The organism is Janthinobacterium sp. J1-1 (assembly GCF_030944405.1).
GTDB lineage: Bacteria > Pseudomonadota > Gammaproteobacteria > Burkholderiales > Burkholderiaceae_D > Janthinobacterium.
Map to the genome: position 1 here is coordinate 3,604,668 of NZ_CP132339.1, position 16,515 is coordinate 3,621,182.

19 protein-coding genes are annotated in these 16,515 nt (G+C 62.9%); 6 read left to right on the forward strand and 13 right to left on the reverse strand.

The window, feature by feature from the left end; all coding sequences use genetic code 11:
- Positions 1-10: 10 nt before the first annotated feature.
- The 5 genes from andAd to Q8L25_RS16375 all read left to right on the forward strand — a co-directional run bounded on the left by andAd (position 11) and on the right by Q8L25_RS16375 (position 4,645).
- Positions 11-484 carry an anthranilate 1,2-dioxygenase small subunit AndAd gene (andAd, locus tag Q8L25_RS16355; RefSeq protein ID WP_308920362.1) on the forward strand — a complete coding sequence of 158 codons (474 nt, stop codon included), beginning with the start codon at positions 11-13 and terminating at the stop codon, positions 482-484.
- Positions 485-499: 15 nt separating this feature from the next.
- On the forward strand, positions 500-1,612 hold the full coding sequence (andAb, locus tag Q8L25_RS16360) for an anthranilate 1,2-dioxygenase ferredoxin subunit AndAb (protein ID WP_308920363.1): 1,113 nt from the start codon (positions 500-502) through the stop codon (positions 1,610-1,612).
- A 40-nt stretch (positions 1,613-1,652) separates the two neighbouring features.
- On the forward strand, positions 1,653-2,888 hold the full coding sequence (locus Q8L25_RS16365) for a dienelactone hydrolase family protein (protein WP_308920364.1): 1,236 nt from the start codon (positions 1,653-1,655) through the stop codon (positions 2,886-2,888).
- A gap of 316 nt (positions 2,889-3,204) precedes the next feature.
- A complete protein-coding gene (locus tag Q8L25_RS16370) occupies positions 3,205-3,732 on the forward strand; it encodes a DUF882 domain-containing protein (RefSeq protein WP_308925742.1) in 528 nt (175 codons plus the stop codon).
- Positions 3,733-3,763: 31 nt separating this feature from the next.
- Positions 3,764-4,645, forward strand: coding sequence for a LysR family transcriptional regulator (locus tag Q8L25_RS16375; RefSeq protein ID WP_308920365.1), 882 nt, complete (start codon positions 3,764-3,766; stop codon positions 4,643-4,645).
- On the opposite strand, the gene Q8L25_RS16380 is transcribed toward Q8L25_RS16375, so the two are convergent.
- Positions 4,621-5,088, reverse strand: coding sequence for a PACE efflux transporter (locus Q8L25_RS16380; protein ID WP_308920366.1), 468 nt, complete (start codon positions 5,086-5,088; stop codon positions 4,621-4,623). The two genes, Q8L25_RS16375 and Q8L25_RS16380, sit on opposite strands and share 25 nt — an antisense overlap.
- A gap of 165 nt (positions 5,089-5,253) precedes the next feature.
- On the opposite strand from Q8L25_RS16380, the gene Q8L25_RS16385 reads away from it, so the two are divergent.
- The gene (locus tag Q8L25_RS16385) at positions 5,254-5,736 is read left to right on the forward strand and encodes a hypothetical protein (protein WP_308920367.1); all 483 of its coding nucleotides are present in this window, start codon (positions 5,254-5,256) and stop codon (positions 5,734-5,736) included.
- A gap of 39 nt (positions 5,737-5,775) precedes the next feature.
- On the opposite strand, the gene Q8L25_RS16390 is transcribed toward Q8L25_RS16385, so the two are convergent.
- The 12 genes from Q8L25_RS16390 to flgC all read right to left on the reverse strand — a co-directional run bounded on the left by Q8L25_RS16390 (position 5,776) and on the right by flgC (position 16,513).
- A complete protein-coding gene (locus Q8L25_RS16390; RefSeq protein WP_308920368.1) occupies positions 5,776-6,885 on the reverse strand; it encodes a glycosyltransferase family 2 protein in 1,110 nt (369 codons plus the stop codon).
- Between the two features lie 62 nt (positions 6,886-6,947).
- Positions 6,948-7,988 (reverse strand): hypothetical protein, encoded by a 1,041-nt coding sequence (locus Q8L25_RS16395; RefSeq protein ID WP_308920369.1) that lies wholly within the window; start codon positions 7,986-7,988, stop codon positions 6,948-6,950.
- Between the two features lie 4 nt (positions 7,989-7,992).
- The gene (flgL, locus tag Q8L25_RS16400; RefSeq protein ID WP_308920370.1) at positions 7,993-8,904 is read right to left on the reverse strand and encodes a flagellar hook-associated protein FlgL; all 912 of its coding nucleotides are present in this window, start codon (positions 8,902-8,904) and stop codon (positions 7,993-7,995) included.
- A gap of 12 nt (positions 8,905-8,916) precedes the next feature.
- Positions 8,917-10,281 carry a flagellar hook-associated protein FlgK gene (gene flgK / locus Q8L25_RS16405; protein ID WP_308920371.1) on the reverse strand — a complete coding sequence of 455 codons (1,365 nt, stop codon included), beginning with the start codon at positions 10,279-10,281 and terminating at the stop codon, positions 8,917-8,919.
- Between the two features lie 54 nt (positions 10,282-10,335).
- Positions 10,336-10,728: a rod-binding protein gene (locus Q8L25_RS16410; protein ID WP_308920372.1), complete on the reverse strand. Its 393-nt coding sequence runs from the start codon at positions 10,726-10,728 to the stop codon at positions 10,336-10,338.
- Entirely contained in the window at positions 10,728-11,840 is a 1,113-nt protein-coding gene (locus tag Q8L25_RS16415) for a flagellar basal body P-ring protein FlgI (protein WP_308920373.1), read from the reverse strand. The genes Q8L25_RS16410 and Q8L25_RS16415 overlap by 1 nt, the downstream gene beginning before the upstream one ends.
- Before the next feature lie 9 nt (positions 11,841-11,849).
- Positions 11,850-12,524 (reverse strand): flagellar basal body L-ring protein FlgH, encoded by a 675-nt coding sequence (gene flgH, locus Q8L25_RS16420; RefSeq protein WP_308920374.1) that lies wholly within the window; start codon positions 12,522-12,524, stop codon positions 11,850-11,852.
- The gene (gene flgG, locus Q8L25_RS16425) at positions 12,524-13,312 is read right to left on the reverse strand and encodes a flagellar basal-body rod protein FlgG (RefSeq protein WP_308920375.1); all 789 of its coding nucleotides are present in this window, start codon (positions 13,310-13,312) and stop codon (positions 12,524-12,526) included. Before flgG ends, flgH begins: the two co-directional genes overlap by 1 nt.
- Before the next feature lie 33 nt (positions 13,313-13,345).
- A complete protein-coding gene (locus tag Q8L25_RS16430; protein WP_308920376.1) occupies positions 13,346-14,074 on the reverse strand; it encodes a flagellar basal body rod protein FlgF in 729 nt (242 codons plus the stop codon).
- A 26-nt stretch (positions 14,075-14,100) separates the two neighbouring features.
- Positions 14,101-15,390 carry a flagellar hook-basal body complex protein gene (locus Q8L25_RS16435; RefSeq protein ID WP_308920377.1) on the reverse strand — a complete coding sequence of 430 codons (1,290 nt, stop codon included), beginning with the start codon at positions 15,388-15,390 and terminating at the stop codon, positions 14,101-14,103.
- Positions 15,391-15,454: 64 nt separating this feature from the next.
- Positions 15,455-16,105, reverse strand: a complete 651-nt coding sequence (locus Q8L25_RS16440) for a flagellar hook capping FlgD N-terminal domain-containing protein (RefSeq protein ID WP_308920378.1) — start codon at positions 16,103-16,105, stop codon at positions 15,455-15,457.
- A gap of 3 nt (positions 16,106-16,108) precedes the next feature.
- Positions 16,109-16,513, reverse strand: a complete 405-nt coding sequence (gene flgC / locus Q8L25_RS16445) for a flagellar basal body rod protein FlgC (protein ID WP_308920379.1) — start codon at positions 16,511-16,513, stop codon at positions 16,109-16,111.
- Positions 16,514-16,515: the final 2 nt, after the last annotated feature.

Below are 16,515 nucleotides of genomic sequence, written 5' to 3' on the forward strand. Positions count from 1 at the left end.
GAAAATGAACATGGAACAGATGATTTTGTGGTTCGAACTGAACCAGCTGCAGCAAAACTATATCAGCGCGCTCGACAACGACCGCCTGGAAGCGTGGCCGAATTTCTTCACCGAAGACTGCCTGTACGAGATCATCCCGCGCGAGAACGAGGACGCGGGCCTGCCGATCGGCGTGATGTATTGCGACAGCCAGCGCATGCTGCGCGACCGCGTGCTGTCGCTGCGCCACGCGAATATCTACGAGGTGCACAGCTACCGCCACCTGACCTCGGGCCTGCGGATCACCGCCATCGACGCCGACACGGCCGAGACGGAATCGAGCTATGTGGTGATCCAGACGCTGCAGGACGGCGAGTCGTTTGTCTACCAGGCGGGCCGCTACCTGGACCGCGTGGTGAGAACCAGGGACGGCTGGCGCTATGCCAGCAAACGCGTGATTTTCGATACCTCGCGCGTGGCCACCTTGCTGGCGACGCCGATCTGAGGCCGGGAGACTGACATGAGCAACTGGCACGATGTCGGCGCGGCCGATGATATCTCCGACGACACGCCGCTGGCGGCCCAGGCCGGCGGCCAGCCGCTGGCCCTGTTCCGCCTCGGCGACGAAGTGTTTGCCCTGCGCGACAAATGCAGCCATGGCAACGCGCGCCTGTCCGACGGCTATATGGAAGACGGCTGCGTCGAATGCCCGCTGCACCAGGGCCTGATCGACATCCGCAGCGGCGCGCCGCGCTCGGCGCCGATCACCGAGGCGGTGCGCAGTTTTCCGGTGCGGGTGGTGGCGGGGCGGGTCGAGGTAAAGGTGGAGGAGGCCGGCCAGGCGGCGGTGGTGGACTCCGTCGGCGGCTGCCATGGCGCCTGCGCCGCGCAAGCCATGCCGGCCAGCCGCCTTGTTTCGGCCCGCGTCGCCAGCATCGACAAGGTCGGCGCCGACGTGGTGGTGCTGCGCCTGCAGCAGGACGAACATGCTCCGCTCGACTACCTGGCCGGCCAGTATCTGGACGTGCTGCTGGCCGACGGCGTGCGGCGCAGCTATTCGATGGCGAGCGTGGGCGGCGGCGACCAGCTGGAACTGCATATCCGCCACCTGCCCGGCGGGCGTTTCACCGACCAGGTATTCGGCACGCTGCAAGCGGGCGAGCGCCTGCGGCTGGAAGGCCCGGCCGGCGATTTTTACCTGCGTGCCGGCAGCGCGCCGGCGCTGCTGCTGGCCAGCGGCACCGGTTTTGCGCCGATCAAGGCCCTGATGGAGGCGGCCATCGCGGCCGGTGGCGCGCGGCCGATGCGGCTGTACTGGGGCGGGCGCAAGCCGGCCGACCTGTATCACGACGCGCTGTGCCGTGGCTGGGCCGCGACCTTGCCGTGGTTCGACTACGTGCCGGTGATCTCCGAACCGGCGCCCGGCGACGGCTGGAACGGCCGCACCGGCTTTGTTCACGAGGCGGTGCTGCAGGATCACGCCGACCTGTCGGCGCATGAAGTGTATGCCTGCGGCGCGCCGCTGATGGTGGCGGCGGCGCAGCGCGACTTCATGGCGCTGCGCGCGCTGCCGGCCGAACGCTTCTTTGCCGACGCCTTCTTGTCGCAGGCCGATTTGCGCCAGCGCGCTTGAGGGCAACCACGTCACATTGACAATCTCTATGGAGCACAGCATGGCACACTATATCGATATCCCGGCCAAGGACGGCACGGGCAGTTTCAAGGGCTACCTGGCGCTGCCGGCCGGCGGCAGCGGCCCCGGCCTGGTGGTGGGGCAGGAAATTTTCGGCGTCAACCAGAACATGCGCGAAGTGGCCGACATGTATGCCGAGGAGGGCTATGTGGCGCTGGTGCCGGACCTGTTCTGGCGCATGCAGCCCGGCGTCGACCTGGGCTACACCGAAGAGGACTTCCAGCTGGCGTTCGGTTTTTACGGCCAGTTCGACGTCGACCTGGCGGTGGACGATATCGCGGCGTCCATCGAGGCGCTGCGCATGCTGCCGCAAGTGCCCGGCCCCGGCATCGGCTATGTCGGCTACTGCGTCGGCGGCAAGCTGGCCTACCTGGGGGCCGCGCGCACCGATGTCGCTTGCTCGGTCGGCTATTACGGCATGGGCATCGAGGCCATGCTGGACGAAGCGGTTAATATCCGTGGCAAGCTGGTGCTGCATTTCGCCGAAAATGATGCCTATTGCGACGCCGCCGCGCGCGCGCGGATCATGCCGGTGCTGGCCGCGCTGCCGCAGGCCGAGCAGTATGTCTATCCGGGCGCCGACCATGCGTTCGCCCGCGTCGGCGGCATGCATTTCGACAAATCGTCGGCCCTGATGGCGCACGGGCGCACCATCGCCGCGCTGAAATCGGTGATCGGTCCTCACTTCAACCTGTCGGACCTGTGGGAACAGCATGTGTACCACGAGTTCGTCACGCGCGACGTGCCGGCGACCATGGCGACCATGGTGGCCGAGCCATATGTGAACCATATCCCGACCCTGACCGGCGGCGTGGGCTCGCAGCAGCTGGCGCGCTTTTACCGCAACCATTTCGTGCATGCCAATCCGGACGACATGCGCATGATCCCGATCTCGCGCACGGTCGGCGCGCTGCAGGTGGTCGACGAATTCATCATGTGCTTTACCCACACGCGCGAGATCGACTGGATGCTGCCGAACGTGGCGCCGACCGGAAAGTATGTGGAAATTGCGATGATCGGCATTATCAACTTCCGTGGCGACAAGCTCTACCACGAGCATATCTACTGGGACCAGGCCAGCGTGCTGGTGCAGATCGGCCTGCTGGACCCGGCGCTGCTGCCTGTGGCCGGCATCGAATCGGCGCGCAAGCTGCTGGACGAAACGATACCGTCGAACCGGATGATGGCGCGCTGGGCCGGCAGCGAAGGAAAATAGTCGCCCGTTCCCGCGATTTGAGGCCAGCACGATAGTGTCCAGGGTTTTTCTTCGCGACACAATGCGCTATAGTATTCCCCATCGTTATTTGGGGTGGACTATGGCAACGCGCAGAAACTTTCTACAACACGGCATGGGCCTGGCCGCCATCGGCCTGGTGGCCACGCCGCTGATCGGCTGCGCTTCGCGCACGGAAAAACCGGCCATGGCTTCGGCCGGCGCCAAGCCGCGCATGCCGAAGACCGGCGTGCCGCCGCAGCAGCTGGCCAGCGTCGATCGTTCCATCACCACGCCGCGCGGCGCGCCGATCACGGAAATGGCACCGCCGCCCGATATTTTCGATGCGCAGATCCTCGACCTGGAATTCTGGCTCAAGCCGCGCACGCTGGAAGTGGTGCGCCCGGCCAGCAACGAGAAGGCCAAGCTGCTGTACTGGAAAGATGGCGAAGTCATCGATTCGGCCTACCAGGAGCTGTGCCATCTGCTGCGCGACGTCAACGGCAAGAAGACGGCGCCCATCGATCCGAAACTGTTTGAAACGCTGTGGGGCACGCAGGCCTTTATCGCCCGCTACGGCATCGAGCAGCCGCTGGAGATCCTGTCCGGCTACCGCACGCCCGAATCGAACAGCCGCCTGCGCGAAGCGGGCGTGCCCGCCGCGCGCCAGTCGCTGCATATTTCAGGCAAGGCGGCCGATATCCGCGTGGCGAATCTGAACTCCGAAGTGCTCGGTTCGCTGGTGCGCAGCTTCAAGCAGGGCGGCGTGGGCTTCTATTACCGCGCCGGCCCGCGCGGCGGCTGGATCCATGCCGATACGGGCCTGCAGCGCACCTGGAAAGGCTGATGGCTGGCGCGGCGCGACCGGCGCATGCGCGATGAAACTGTCCAGCCACAATATCGAACTGTTCCTGGCCGTGGTCGATGGCGGCTCGTTTTCCAGCGCCGCGCGCGCCCTGCGGCGCTCGCCGTCGGCCGTCAGCATGGCGGTCGCCCATCTCGAAGCCGAACTCGGCATTACCTTGTTCGACCGCGGCGCGCGCATGGCCGTGCCGACCCCGGCCGCGGTGGCGCTGCTGCCGCACGCGCGCCTGGTGGCCGAGCAGCTCAAGCAACTCCACCTGCATGTGCAGCAACTGTCGCAGGGCCTGGAAAGCCGCATCTCGCTGGGCATCGCTGCCGAACTCGACCATGCTCCCTTCCTGCGCGCGGTGCAAGCCCTGTCGCAGCGCCACCCGCTGCTCGATATCGAAGTGCTGACCGCGCCGCAGGACGATGTGCTGGACCTGCTGCACCGGGGCCGCATCAGCGCCTGCATGGCCTTTGGCGGCGGGCGCATCAATCACGAAGAACAATTCCAGCTGGTGGGCAGCGACGCGCTGCTGGCGATAATTTCTACGCAGCATCCGCCTGCCGAGGCGGGGCGCGCCGTGTACATCGAGGAACTGGTCAACCTGCGCCAGATCATCGTCGCCAGCCGCGAGCTGGAACTGGCCGACGCGCGTCCGGTGGTGGGCTTGTCGCACTGGCGCACCGACAGCCTGCCGATGGCGCTGGCGATGGTGGAGGCCGGCCTGGGCTGGGGTAACTTCGCGCAAGCGGCGATCGCGCCCTCGCTGGCGGCGGGCCGCGTGCGCCGCCTGGCGTTCAAGAACACCGGCAACGGCCTGGCGCTGCCGATCCACCTGGTGTGGATGAAGGACCGGCCGCTCGGTGTTGCGGCACGCACCTTTCTTCAGTTGCTGGCCGAAGCGCCCTGAATCGGACTGCTGTCTTCCTTGGGCTGCTGCGCCGACAGCGGCACGCCGAACAGGCCGTCGAACACATAATTGAAGACAAAGCTGTAGCAGGGAATGATCAGCATCAGCGCGAAGTCGAGCACGAAGGCGTCCCACAGGCTGATATCGAGCCACCAGGCGATCAGCGGAATCAGGTACACCACCAGGGTGATCTGGAAGCCGATGGCATGACAGACGCGGCGCCACACGGTGCGCGTGCGCGACACCTGCCGGATCTCCCAGTATTCGAAGGAGGTGTTGTACAGCAGATTCCAGATCACGGCGATGCTGGTGATCATCAGGGCCAGCGGCCCGGTGCTGGTGGGCGACTCGCCCGACAATAAGGTGAGCCACAGGGTGGAAATGGTCATGCCGATGATTTCAAAGGCGGTGACGTAGACGATTTTGCGTTGGATGCCTTGCATGTGCTGCCCGTAATAATGAACTGGCCAGCATGATAGGTCAGGCGTGCTGATATTTAAAGTTGATAGCTGTCAGTTTTACTGATGCTTGTCCAGGCTGGCGTGAACAGCGGATAATGATGGCTGGCGGACAAACGGTTTCGCCGCATCACCGCAAAGAAGGCAACCATGCAAGGCGCATCAGATAACGCAGCAAACAACGCAGCAGAGAACGCAGCAGACCACCAAACCGACGGCACGGCCGCCGACGAGATCCTGGCGCGTCCCCGTTTCCGGCCCCGTCCGTGGGAGCACCTGGAAACGCCGTACGACGTGGAAGTGTGGATCGAGGAGCACAACCGCAGCATGCAGGACAATATCGGCGCGCAGGAAACCGGGGTCGGCATCCGCTTCACCCTGGCCGAAGGGGGCGACATCTACATGCAGACCAGTGCCGACGGCGCCGTCGTGCTCGACGTGACGCCCGATGCGGCCTGGGTGGCACCCCTGATCAGCGCGGCCACCGGCTGTGAAACACCGGCCTCGTCATTGTGGATCTTGCCCGACGATAAATTGATTCAATTGATCGTGGGCCTGTCGAGCCTGGTGGCCAGCACTTTGCTGGTGGTGGGGCATGATTTTGGCTTGCGCCGGCGTGGCATGGGCCGATGAATGACGCTGTCGCCATCAGCGGCGGGTTTGTCGCCTATGTCAGGCCACATTTCCACCGCGCAGGAGGTCGCGCCACAAACGTAGCCTCCGGCTGATGGTTTGCCTGATATCAAAAATCAGGCTGCCGCCTAGTATCTGCTGCAACTGCTTGGCCTGTTTCTGCCGAAAGCGGGTTCTTTCCAGGGTTGCAGCGCTATCGCGCGTGCTGAGCAGGGCGCCCGCCTTGGGCATCGCCTCCAGCACTTCTTTCCAAGGATGAAACAAGGCATCAAGCAGAGTCGCCTTGATCTCCCTGCGCAAGCGTATTCCTTGTAGCAGCGGCAATTGATACGTATCTTTGGCGATACCGATATGAATATGACACAGGGCGATATCGAAAAAAAGCTTGCTGTTGCTGTTCAGGCCCGATGTTGCAAAGTGCTGGCGCGCTGGTAATAATGCTGTGGATAATTCACGAAACGATTTCAAACTGGGCGTTTTGCTGATGCTGCCATCGCGTTGCCGATAATTAATCAGGCAGTGCGGAAGGTAATACAAGTTACTGCAGCTATCCAGCAATTGCGGTATGGCCGTCACATCCTCATACACCCGGCCCTCTGGGAAAACAGGTAATGTTTGTTGCGAATAAATTTCCCGACGGAAAATTTTCGACCACACGAACATATGACATTCATTGAAATAGGTGCTGAGTATTTTTTCCTTATCGGTAGTCAATACATGTGGTGCAAAACTGCTGGTCACGCGTTTGTTTTTTGATTCTTTATTGGGGTACCAGAATTGCAGGTCACAAGCAATGACATCAGGATGCTTTTCTTTGATTACATTTTCAAGTTCATTCAACGATTGAGGCAGCAACAGGTCGTCGCTGTCGACAAAGACAATATATTCTCCACGCGCCAAGGCCAGGCCGTGGTTTCTCGCCGCGGCGACTCCCTGGTTGGTCTGCTCTGCAATATTAATGTGCAAATCGGGATGGGTATTTCGCAGGCCGTGCAGTATGGCCAGGGTCTGGTCGCTTGAGCCGTCATCGATAATAATCAATTCATGCGAGCCATTCATCTGCGAAGTAATCGCAGTAATGGTCGCCTCTATATATTTTTGAACGTTGTAGGCAGGTACTATGATACTGAGTAAATAAGTGTGACTCATGAGATTGCAGTTATAATTTTTTATTATTTAAAATCAAATCAAGAGCTGCGATCATTGATTGATTAACGCAGGCCCAGCAGCGAAATCACGCGTTCGCGGCTGATGCCGACGAGCGCGGAACTGATCGCCAGCAGCGACTCATAGCCCGGCTTGTTGGCCTTGTCGGTAAAGCTTTGCGCCACCGTATCCATGCCGACATCGACCGGCTGGGCCTGGGCGCTTTCGACGCGGGCCGTGGCCTGCGCCAGCGCCAGGCTGACCGAGGCGCGCGACTGCTGGATATGCGCCAGCGCCTGCACTACCTCGTGCAGCGTGGCGCGCAGCGCTTCGGTGTCGCCCGTGTCCCATTGCTCCGGCACGATGACGGCCGGTTCCGGGTCGGTCCTGACGCGGTTCATCTGGCCAGTGGGAAAACGGATGCCACTGCCGCGCACCGCCAGGCTGTCGCGCACATTGGCCCACGACGCTTCCGGGGTGCTGAACACCACCTGGCCATCGTCGCCCTGGCGCACGCGGATATTCGACGGCATCAGGGCGCGGTCGAAGCGGGCGATGATCTCTTCGTCCGACAGGCCCGGTTCGATATTCACCGAGCGCAGCGCCTGGTTGGCGCCGCCGACGGAAAACGCCAGCACTTCCTGCGAACCTTCCTGCAGGCTGGCCATGGTCAGGCCACGGATGGTAAAGCTTTGCTGCGCCGTTTGCGGGCTGCTGTAGCCAAGCTGGGCGTCGAGCGAGCCGCCCGAGGCGCTGCTGCGGTCGCGCCAGGTGCTGCTGAACTGGCGCACGCGCGCTTCGACCTGGCCATCGCGGCCTGCACGCGCGGCCAGCTTGGCCGCCAGCTCGCTTTTCAGCGCCTGCAGCTGGCTGCTGCTGCGTTCGAGGTAATCGAGGGTTTGCTGTGCATTCGAAATCTCGCCCTGCAACTGATGATCCCAATTGCTCAGCCCGCGCTTGAGCGTGGAGGTCGCCCCCCTGGGCGCGGCGGCGTCGGCGCGCGTGCTGGCGCCGTCAACGCTGCCCGAGGCGCCATCGACGCCGCGCGCCGTGCCGCTGCCTTTGCCGGCAATGCCTGAAGAAGTGGGTAGCTGAGCGATTTGCATGGGATCAGAGGAGGTCGAACAGGGAGAGTGAGCCCACTTTGCTGTAGGCTTTGTAGGTGGCTTCCAGCGCGGTCTGGTAGCCGGTCAGGTCGATCGCCGCCGCGCCGATGTCGGCCTTTTTCAAATCGAGCAGGGCGGTGTTGTTCGACAGCGAAACATTGTCCAGGTTGTTATCGAGCGTGGACAGGATGTTTTGCGCGCCGCCGAAGATGGCGATCTTGCCGGACAGCAGTTCCATGCCCTCATCGGTGCCGTCGAGCGCGGTGGTGACGACCGCGCGCACGGCCGGATCGGCGGGATTGAGGCCGGGCGCGCTCAGGGTCTCGATGGTCTGGTCGATCTTGTTAAGCCAGCTTTCCAGCTTGCTGACGTCGACATTGGCCGCCTGCGTGATGCCGTTGCCGACCACCACGGTCTGGGTTTCCGTATTGCCGGTGTAGCTATAGCGCGAGCCGGCCGGTGCGCTGGCGTCATAGGTGATCGCCGGCGCGTCGGTGGCGGTGCCGGAAAACATGTAGCGGCCTTCCTGGTCCTTCAGGTTGGACGTGTAGACCACGCTGTCGCGCATGGCGCGCAGCGATTCGGTCATCGCCTTCAGGTCGGACGGCGCATTGCTGCCATCGGCGGCCCACACCAGCAGGTCGCGCGCCTGGCCCATGTCGGTCACCATGCTCGACAGGTAATTTTCGTTTTTCAGCAGACGCGTCTGGACCGAGGAGATATTGTCCTTGTACTGCGTGATCATGGCCTGTTCGCGCGTCAGGCGCGAAATACGCACATTGCCGATCGGATCGTCCGACGGCAACTGGATGCGCAGGCCCGACGACATCTGCTGCGTCAGGTAATTGATGCGTTCCTGGTTCTGCTGGATCGATACATTGATCATTGTTTGATACTGGCTGCTCGCTACACGCATGATCTCTGCTCCTTAACCCATCATTGCCAAAGTGGCGTCAAACAAGGTGTTGGCGACTGAAATGACTTTCATGTTCGCCTGGTACATATTCTGGAATTCCACCAGGTTCATCGCTTCTTCGTCCTTGTTCACGGCGCTGGTGGCGTTCCAGTCGTTGACCGCCTGCGTGCGCACCGTGTCGGCCGTTTTCAGCAAGGCCTGGTTCTGCTGGCTGGCAATGCCCAGCTTGCCCACCAGCTGGGTATCGGCGTCGCTGATCAGCACTTCGCCCACCCAGCTGACAGTGATCGGCTTGTTCTTGATGTCGATCAGGCTTTGCAGGTTCTTGCTGTCGCCGGCGGCGCCGCCGGCGCTGGCCAGCGCCAGGTCGGCCGCCGTAAAATTCTTCTTGATTGACATTACGCCGTCGGTGTACTCGAACAGGTTGGGACCGGCGGTGCCGGCCATGGTCTGGCCCTGGTTCAGCTGATTGTTGATATTGTCGGTCAGCGTCTTGCCCAGGTCGCGCAGCGACTGCTGCAGCGGCTGCAGGGTATTTTGCTCGAATTCGCCCAGGCCGCCGATCTGGCCGCCGATGGCGATACTGTCGAGCTTGAAGGTCGAGTTGGCGAACTTCAGCGTGATGCTTTGTTCGCCAACCGCGTTCTCGCTGCTGGTCAGCGTGCTCGACATGTTGCCGATCACCAGCGGCTGGCCGCTCTTCAATGAAATATTCATCGAACCGTCCGGCTGGCTGTTGACTTCGATCGCCATCTGCGCAGCCAGGCCGTCGATCAGCTGGTCGCGGGCATCGATCAGCGCCGAGACGTTGGTGCCGGCCGCAGTCGAGGTCGAAATGCGCTGGTTCAGCGCGGCGATGTTCTGCAGCGCGGTATTGGCTTGAGGCATCATCGCGGCGCGCTGCTGGTGCAGCGACAGCACCTGGTTGTTCATCACGTTGTTGATGCTGTTGAAATGCTGGGCCATGGCGTCGGCCGAAGTGACGATCTGCTGGCGCAGCGGGGTCGAGGTCGGATCGACGGCGGCCGCATTCAGGGCCGTGAAAAAGCCGTCGATGCCGTTGCTGATGCTGGACTTTTCATCGCCCATCACGCGTTCGAGCTGGGTCAGGTAAGGCTGGGCCTGCGAGCGCAAGCCCTGGTCCGACGCGGCGCGCCACATCTGCTGGCTTTTGTAGGCGTCGCTGAAACGCATCAGGGCGCCCACTTCCACGCCGTTGCCGGCCGACCGCACGCCAGCGCCGGAAGAGAGCGATGTCAGCAGCACGCCCTGGCGCGTATAGCCCGGGGTCTGCAGGTTGGCGATATTCTGGCTGGCTGCACCAAGCGCCGCTTGCGCGGCGATGCTGCCCGACAGGGCATTGCTGATCATGCTCATGGCATTTCTTTCGTGATAAGGGGCGATGTCGCTACCTCAACTACAGGCGACACTTTATGTTGACTTATTAAGTCCGGCTGCAACTTTGTCCGATGTGACATCGATCCTCGGGGCTGGCGCCGCTGCGGCCGGCAGCAGCTGGCGCAAGATGGCGTCGGCGATGCCGAACGCGCGCTGGCCGGCCATCTTGTCGGCCACCAGGTTGTCGGCCAGCTCCTGCATGTCGCTGTTGACGGGGTCCTTGTAGACGCTGTCTTCGCCGGCCATCTCGCGCGTGCCCGAGCGCATCTGGCGCAGCATGTGCGAGATGAAGAAGGCTTCGAACTTGACCGCCGCCTCGGTGGCCTTGGCCGCATAGCGCGGATCGGTGGGCGCCGCCGCGGCGGGCGACTGGTCGTCCAGCGCCGAAGGCAGGGCGCCGCTGCTGTTGTCGATGGAGAAATTCATCAGATCACCACCAGTTCGCCTTCGATGGCGCCGGCCTGGTCCAGCGCCTGCAGGATCGCCATGATATCGTCGGGCGAGGCGCCCAGGCTGTTGACCACGTCGATGATGGCCTGCAGCTTGGCGCCTTCCGGCCATTTGAACATCTTGCCGTTGCCCTGGTCGACCGTCACCTTCGATTGCGGCGTGACGGTGGTCTGGCCGGCACCGAACGGCGCCGGCTGGCTGACCGCCGAACTCTCGGAAATGACCACTTTCAGCGAACCGTGGGTGACGGCCGCCGCTTTCACGCGCAGGCCTTCGGCGATGACCACCGTGCCGGTACGCGAATTGAAGACCACCTTGGGCATGTCGGTGCCGACGTCGACGCTGAGCGCCTGCAGCTTGGCCATGAAGGCCACGCGCTGGGTCGGGTTTTCGGGGGCGATCACTTCCACGCTGGTGGCGTCGCTGGTGGTGGCGACGGCGCCGAAACGGCGGTTGACGGCTTCGACGATATTGGTCGCCGTCTCGAAATGGGGATGGCGCAAATTGAGCGTGACGGTCGGCTTGGTGGAAAAGTCGCTGAGGATCTCGCGTTCGATATTGGCGCCGTTCGGGATGCGTCCCGAGGTCGGCGTATTGACCGTGACCGACGAGCCGCTCTGGCCGCTGGCGCTCAGGCCGCCGACCACCACGTTGCCTTGCGCCAGGGCGTAGGTTTCGTTGTCGGCCGCGCGCAGCTGCGTCAGCAGCAAGGTGCCGCCACGCAGGCTTTTCGCGTCGCCCAGCGAGGACACCGTGACGTCGATCGCCTGGCCGCGGCGGTAGCCGGGCGGAAACACGGCGCTGACCATCACGGTGGCGACGTTCTTGCTTTTCGATTCGGCGCCGTCGGGCAGCTTGACGCCGAACTGCTTGAGCATGTTGACCACCGACTGGCTGGAAAACTTCACCTGGGTGGTGTCGCCGCTGCCGTTCAGGCCGACCACCAGGCCGTAACCGACCAGCGGATTGTCACGCACGCCTTCGATGCTGACCAGGTTGCGCAGTACTTGCGCCGCCGTGGCGGGCAGCGACATGCTGCAAAAGGCGGCCAGCAGCAAGGTGGCGGGCAGGGCGGAACGAAATCTCATGATGTGACCTTAAAACGGCATCCATGGACCGACGAAAAAGCGCGTCAGCCAGCCCGGGGTATTGGCTTCGGCCAGGGTGCCCTGGCCGGAATAGGCGATACGCGCATTGGCGATGCGCAAGGACGATACCTGGTTGTTCGAATCGATGTCGGCCGCGCGCAGGTAGCCGCGCAGGCGCACGAATTCCTCGCCCTGGTTCAGGGTCAGGGTCTTTTCGCCCTGCACCCGCAGCAGCCCGTTCGGCAGCACTTCCTGCACGATCACGGTGATCGCGCCCGACAGCGCATTTTGCTGCGTGCTGGTCGAGTCGCCGGCGAAATTGCGGTCGGCCGACAGGTCGATGCCGGTCTTGGGGAAGGTCTTGCCCAGGATGTTGGCCGCCTGCACGCCCACCGAGGAACCCTTGTTGAAGGAGGTGCCGGCCTTCTTGCTGGCCTGGGTGGTTTCCTGCAGCGCCACGGTGACCACGTCGCCGACGCGGAAGGCGCGGCTGTCGGAGGTCAGCGACATGCCGGCATCGGGGTTGAACACGCCGCCGGCCACGCCGCCGCGGCCACTGCCGCGCTGCGCCACCAGCGGCTCTTCCGAAAACGTCGGCGCCACCGGCGCGGCCGGACGGCTGGCGCAGCCGGCCAGCAGCACAGCCGCCAGCAGCACCGCGATGGCTTGCCTGGTCGCTTGCATCAGCGTGCCGCTTGCGCCAGGTATTGCAGCATATTGTCGGCCGCCGACAGCACCTTGGTGTTCATTTCATAGGTACGCTGGGCCGCGATCATGTCGACCATTTCTTCGACCACCTGCACATTCGAGCCTTCCAGCGCGAATTGCTTGAGCTTGCCCAGGGCGCCTTCGCCGGGATTGCCTTCGGTCGGCGCGCCGCTGGCGGCGGTTTCCTGGAACAGGTTTTCGCCCAGGGCCAGCAGGCCGGTCGGGTTGATGAAGCTGCTCAGGGTCAGCTGGCCCAGCTGGGTGCCGGCCACATTGCCGGGCACCGTCGCCGAGACCATGCCGTTTTCACCGATGGTGATGCCGGTGGCGTTGTTGGGCACGGTGATCTGCGGCACCAGCGGCAAGCCCTGGGCGTTGACCATCACGCCATTTTCATTGATGCCCAGCTGGCCGGCGCGCGTGTAGGCCGCTTCGCCGTTCGGGCGCAGCACCTGCAAAAAGCCGTTGCCGGTGATGGCGACGTCGAATTCGCGGCTGGTGGTTTGCAGGCTGCCGGTGGTAAACACCTTTTGCGTGCCGACCATGTGGGTACCGTTGCCGAGCTGTACGCCCGACGGCGACAGGGTATTGTCGGCACGCTGCGCGCCCGGCTGCTGGTCGACCTGGTAGAACAGGTCTTCGAACACTACGCGGTCGCGCTTGAAACCGACCGTGTTGACGTTGGCCAGGTTGTTGGCGATGGCTTGCAGCTTGGCGTCTTGCGCCTGCACACCGGTCTTGCTGATCCACATTGCTGGATTCATGATTTACTCCTTGAATTTGGTTGGCGTGCGGGCTCAGGCGCCAAGCAGGCGGTTGCCCGATTCAGTCATGGAATCGCTGGCCTTGAATATTTTCATCTGCACTTCAAAACTGCGGTTCAGGCTCATGGTGGCGATCATTTCCTCGACCGCCGACACGTTGCTGCCTTCGATATGGCGGCCGCGCACCTGCACGTTCGGATCGGCCTGCAGGTTGGCGCCGCCACGCGTGACGATCAGCCCGGCTTCGTTCTTGGTCAGCTCGCCCGTTTCGGAGTTGACCAGCTTGAGCTTGTCGACCACCTGCATCTGCGCCGTGCCCGGGACCTGGATCGAAATCGAACCGTCGACGCCGATCGAGACGCTGGTGTGCTCGGGCAGGGTGATCGGGCCACCTTCGCCCAGCACCGGCCGGCCGTTGATGGTTAGCGCGCCCGTTTCATCGAGGTTCATGGCGCCGGCGCGCGTGTAGGCTTCGCCGTTTTGCCATTGCACCGTCAGAAAGCCGTTGCCGGTGATCGCCACGTCGAGATCGCGGCCGGTTTCCTTGACGGTGCCGGTGCGCGTGTTGATGGCGCTCGACTGCGTCTGCGCCATGTGGCGATCGTCGTAGCCGTAGCCGTTTTGCAGCGGCTGCGCGGTCGACACCTCCAGGTTGGCACGAAAGCCGCCCGTTTCGATGTTGGCCAGGTTGTTGGCGTGTACCTGTTGTGCCCGCAGGGCACGGTCGGCGCCGCTCATGGCGGTGTAAATCAGCGCATCCATGGTTGTTTACCTTTGCGTGTCAAAGATTACAACGCTTGCATCAGCGATTGCAGCATGGCGTTCTCGGTCGACAGCACTTTCGAGTTGGCCTGGTAGTTGCGCTGCGAGGTCATCAGGCCCACCAGTTCGGTGGTGATGTCGACGTTCGACTGTTCCAGCGAGCTGGTGGCCAGCTTGCCGGCCATGCCCACGCCAGGACGCTCGTACAGCGGCGCGCCGGAAGCGGTCGAGGCGGTCCAGCTGGTGTTGTCGGCGGCGGTCAGGGCGCCTTCGTCGGCAAAGTTGGCCAGCGCGATGGTGCCGACATTCTTGGTTTCGCCATTGGTATATTTCGCCATGATCGAGCCGTCCGACGCCAGCTCCACGCCGGTGTAGGTGCCCGAGGCGTAGCCGTCCGACTTGTTGGTCGAGGTGGTCGTTTCGCCGGCGTACAGGGTGGTGTCCGAGTAGTTCAGGTTGAACGCCAGCGCGGCCGCGCCGGAGTTGGCGATCGGGTCGCCCATCTTGACCGCGTCGAAAGTCGGTTTCCAGTCGGCGCCCCTCACTGCCGGTGCCACCGGTTCATTGTTCGGCGCGGCGCCGTTGACTTTCGCCAGCTGGCCATCGGTGCCGAACAGCAACGTACTTACCATTTCTTTCGCTGGCGTCGCCAGTGGCTGCTGCATCATAGGCTTGTCGTCGAGCGTGTAGTGCACTTCGACCGTGCTGGCATCGGTCTTGACGAAATACTGGCTCAGCGTGTGCTTGGCGCCCAGCGAATCGTACAGCACCGATACCTTGGCGCTGTTGTAGGTCTGGATGTCGGTCTTGTCGAACTTGGTGCCGTCCTTGATGGTCCACTCGGACGACAGGTTGGCGACGTAGGACAGGTTTTCGGTCGCCTGCGCGGGGATCTGGCCGGTCGGGATTTTCATGTCGCCCATCGGACCTAGCGTGGTGCTGCCTTTGGCGGCAGGCGCGTAGCCCTGCACCATCTTGCCGTTCGAATCGGTCAGGTAGCCGCTGCTCGAGGCGCTGAAAATGCCGACGCGGCTGTAGCTCAGGGTGTTTTGCGCATCGCGGCTGACAAAGTAGCCACGGCCATCGATGGCGGCGTCCAGGGTGCGGCCGGTGTTCAGCACGCCGCCGTTGACGCTCATGCTTTGCGTGGTTGAACCGATTTCGACACCGGTGGCGCGGTCGCCTGCGTACATCGACGAGAAGTTGGCGCGGCTGCTGCGGAAACCGTAGGTGCCGGCGTTGGCGATATTGTTACTCGAGGCGGTCAGTTGCTCGTTGATGGCCTGGATGCCGGACAGTGCGATGTCGAAACTCATGGTGAACTTCCTTTAGTGAAGGACGGGATTATTGGGCAAAAAGCAAATGGGCGCTACGGGCGGATCAGGAGGTCTTGCCGTTGAAGCCGGTGATCGCGCCAGGGCTGACTTCACCGAGGTTGGCGACGTTGAGGATCATGCTGCCGGTGGCCGACAGGCGAACACTGCTCAGCTTGCCGGCGATATCGACCGACGGCTTCTCGCCGCTGCTGGTGGTCACCGCCATCGTATAGGTGCCGGCTGGCAGGCCCAGCTTTTCCGGGTCGATGGTAAACGGCACGTTACCGGCCGATTTGGCGCCCAGTTCGATCGTGTATTCCTTGTCGAACGCATCTTTCAAGGTCAGGGTGGTCTTGCTGCTGTTGGACGACAGGGCGATGCTGCCGCTGACCTTGCCGCTTTCGAGCTGTACCGTGCTGCTGTTGACCATGACTTCCGAGCCCACCTGAGCGCCCAGGGCCAGCACCTGCATGCTCTGCAGTACGCTGGCGTTGGCGCTGGTCAGGGTCGACAGGTTTTGCATCGCTTCGGTCTGCGCCTGCTGCGTCAACTGGTTGACGAACTGGCTGGGGTCGGTTGGCGCCAGTGGGTCCTGGTTGCGGATCTGCGCCACCAGCAGCTTGGTGAACATGTCCTGCGTGGCGTTGTTTTGCGAGGCGACGGCGTTGCTGGTCGTGCCACCGCTGGTGCTGTTTGTAAAGAGGCTCGTTTCCATGGATTACGCTTCACCTAATTTGAGGAGGGATTGTTGCATCGACTTGATGCGGCCCAGGACTTCCACATTGGTTTCAAAGGCGCGCGAGGCCGACATCATGTCGGTCATCTCGGCCACCTGGTTGACATTCGGGTAGAACACCATGCCGTCGGCATTGGCCATCGGGTGGCCCGGTTCGTACACCTTGCGCAACGGTTCGTCGCTTTGCACCACGTCCATCACTTGCACGCGGCCACCGGCGCCGCCATCCATCACCGCCGTAAACACCGGTTTGCGCGCGCGGTAGGTCTCGCCTTCGGAACCGGCCACGGAATCGGCATTGGCCAGGTTGCTGGCGATGGTATTCAAGCGCACGGTCTGCGCCGCCATCGCCGAACCGGCGATCTTGGAAATATCCTGGAAGCTCATGC

Excerpts from the sequence above, each read along its gene's own strand:
- Q8L25_RS16375 (WP_308920365.1), top strand. The coding sequence starts at position 3,764 with ATGAAACTGTCCAGCCACAATATCGAACTGTTCCTGGCCGTGGTCGAT.
- flgG (WP_308920375.1), bottom strand. The coding sequence starts at position 13,312 with ATGAATCCAGCAATGTGGATCAGCAAGACCGGTGTGCAGGCGCAAGAC.
- andAb (WP_308920363.1), top strand. The coding sequence starts at position 500 with ATGAGCAACTGGCACGATGTCGGCGCGGCCGATGATATCTCCGACGAC.
- andAd (WP_308920362.1), top strand. The coding sequence starts at position 11 with ATGGAACAGATGATTTTGTGGTTCGAACTGAACCAGCTGCAGCAAAAC.
- flgK (WP_308920371.1), bottom strand. The coding sequence starts at position 10,281 with ATGAGCATGATCAGCAATGCCCTGTCGGGCAGCATCGCCGCGCAAGCG.
- Q8L25_RS16395 (WP_308920369.1), bottom strand. The coding sequence starts at position 7,988 with ATGCAAATCGCTCAGCTACCCACTTCTTCAGGCATTGCCGGCAAAGGC.
- Q8L25_RS16415 (WP_308920373.1), bottom strand. The coding sequence starts at position 11,840 with ATGAGATTTCGTTCCGCCCTGCCCGCCACCTTGCTGCTGGCCGCCTTT.
- flgC (WP_308920379.1), bottom strand. The coding sequence starts at position 16,513 with ATGAGCTTCCAGGATATTTCCAAGATCGCCGGTTCGGCGATGGCGGCG.
- Q8L25_RS16410 (WP_308920372.1), bottom strand. The coding sequence starts at position 10,728 with ATGAATTTCTCCATCGACAACAGCAGCGGCGCCCTGCCTTCGGCGCTG.
- Q8L25_RS16385 (WP_308920367.1), top strand. The coding sequence starts at position 5,254 with ATGCAAGGCGCATCAGATAACGCAGCAAACAACGCAGCAGAGAACGCA.
- Q8L25_RS16430 (WP_308920376.1), bottom strand. The coding sequence starts at position 14,074 with ATGGATGCGCTGATTTACACCGCCATGAGCGGCGCCGACCGTGCCCTG.
- flgL (WP_308920370.1), bottom strand. The coding sequence starts at position 8,904 with ATGCGTGTAGCGAGCAGCCAGTATCAAACAATGATCAATGTATCGATC.
- flgH (WP_308920374.1), bottom strand. The coding sequence starts at position 12,524 with ATGCAAGCGACCAGGCAAGCCATCGCGGTGCTGCTGGCGGCTGTGCTG.
- Q8L25_RS16365 (WP_308920364.1), top strand. The coding sequence starts at position 1,653 with ATGGCACACTATATCGATATCCCGGCCAAGGACGGCACGGGCAGTTTC.
- Q8L25_RS16435 (WP_308920377.1), bottom strand. The coding sequence starts at position 15,390 with ATGAGTTTCGACATCGCACTGTCCGGCATCCAGGCCATCAACGAGCAA.
- Q8L25_RS16440 (WP_308920378.1), bottom strand. The coding sequence starts at position 16,105 with ATGGAAACGAGCCTCTTTACAAACAGCACCAGCGGTGGCACGACCAGC.
- Q8L25_RS16380 (WP_308920366.1), bottom strand. The coding sequence starts at position 5,088 with ATGCAAGGCATCCAACGCAAAATCGTCTACGTCACCGCCTTTGAAATC.
- Q8L25_RS16390 (WP_308920368.1), bottom strand. The coding sequence starts at position 6,885 with ATGAGTCACACTTATTTACTCAGTATCATAGTACCTGCCTACAACGTT.
- Q8L25_RS16370 (WP_308925742.1), top strand. The coding sequence starts at position 3,205 with ATGGCACCGCCGCCCGATATTTTCGATGCGCAGATCCTCGACCTGGAA.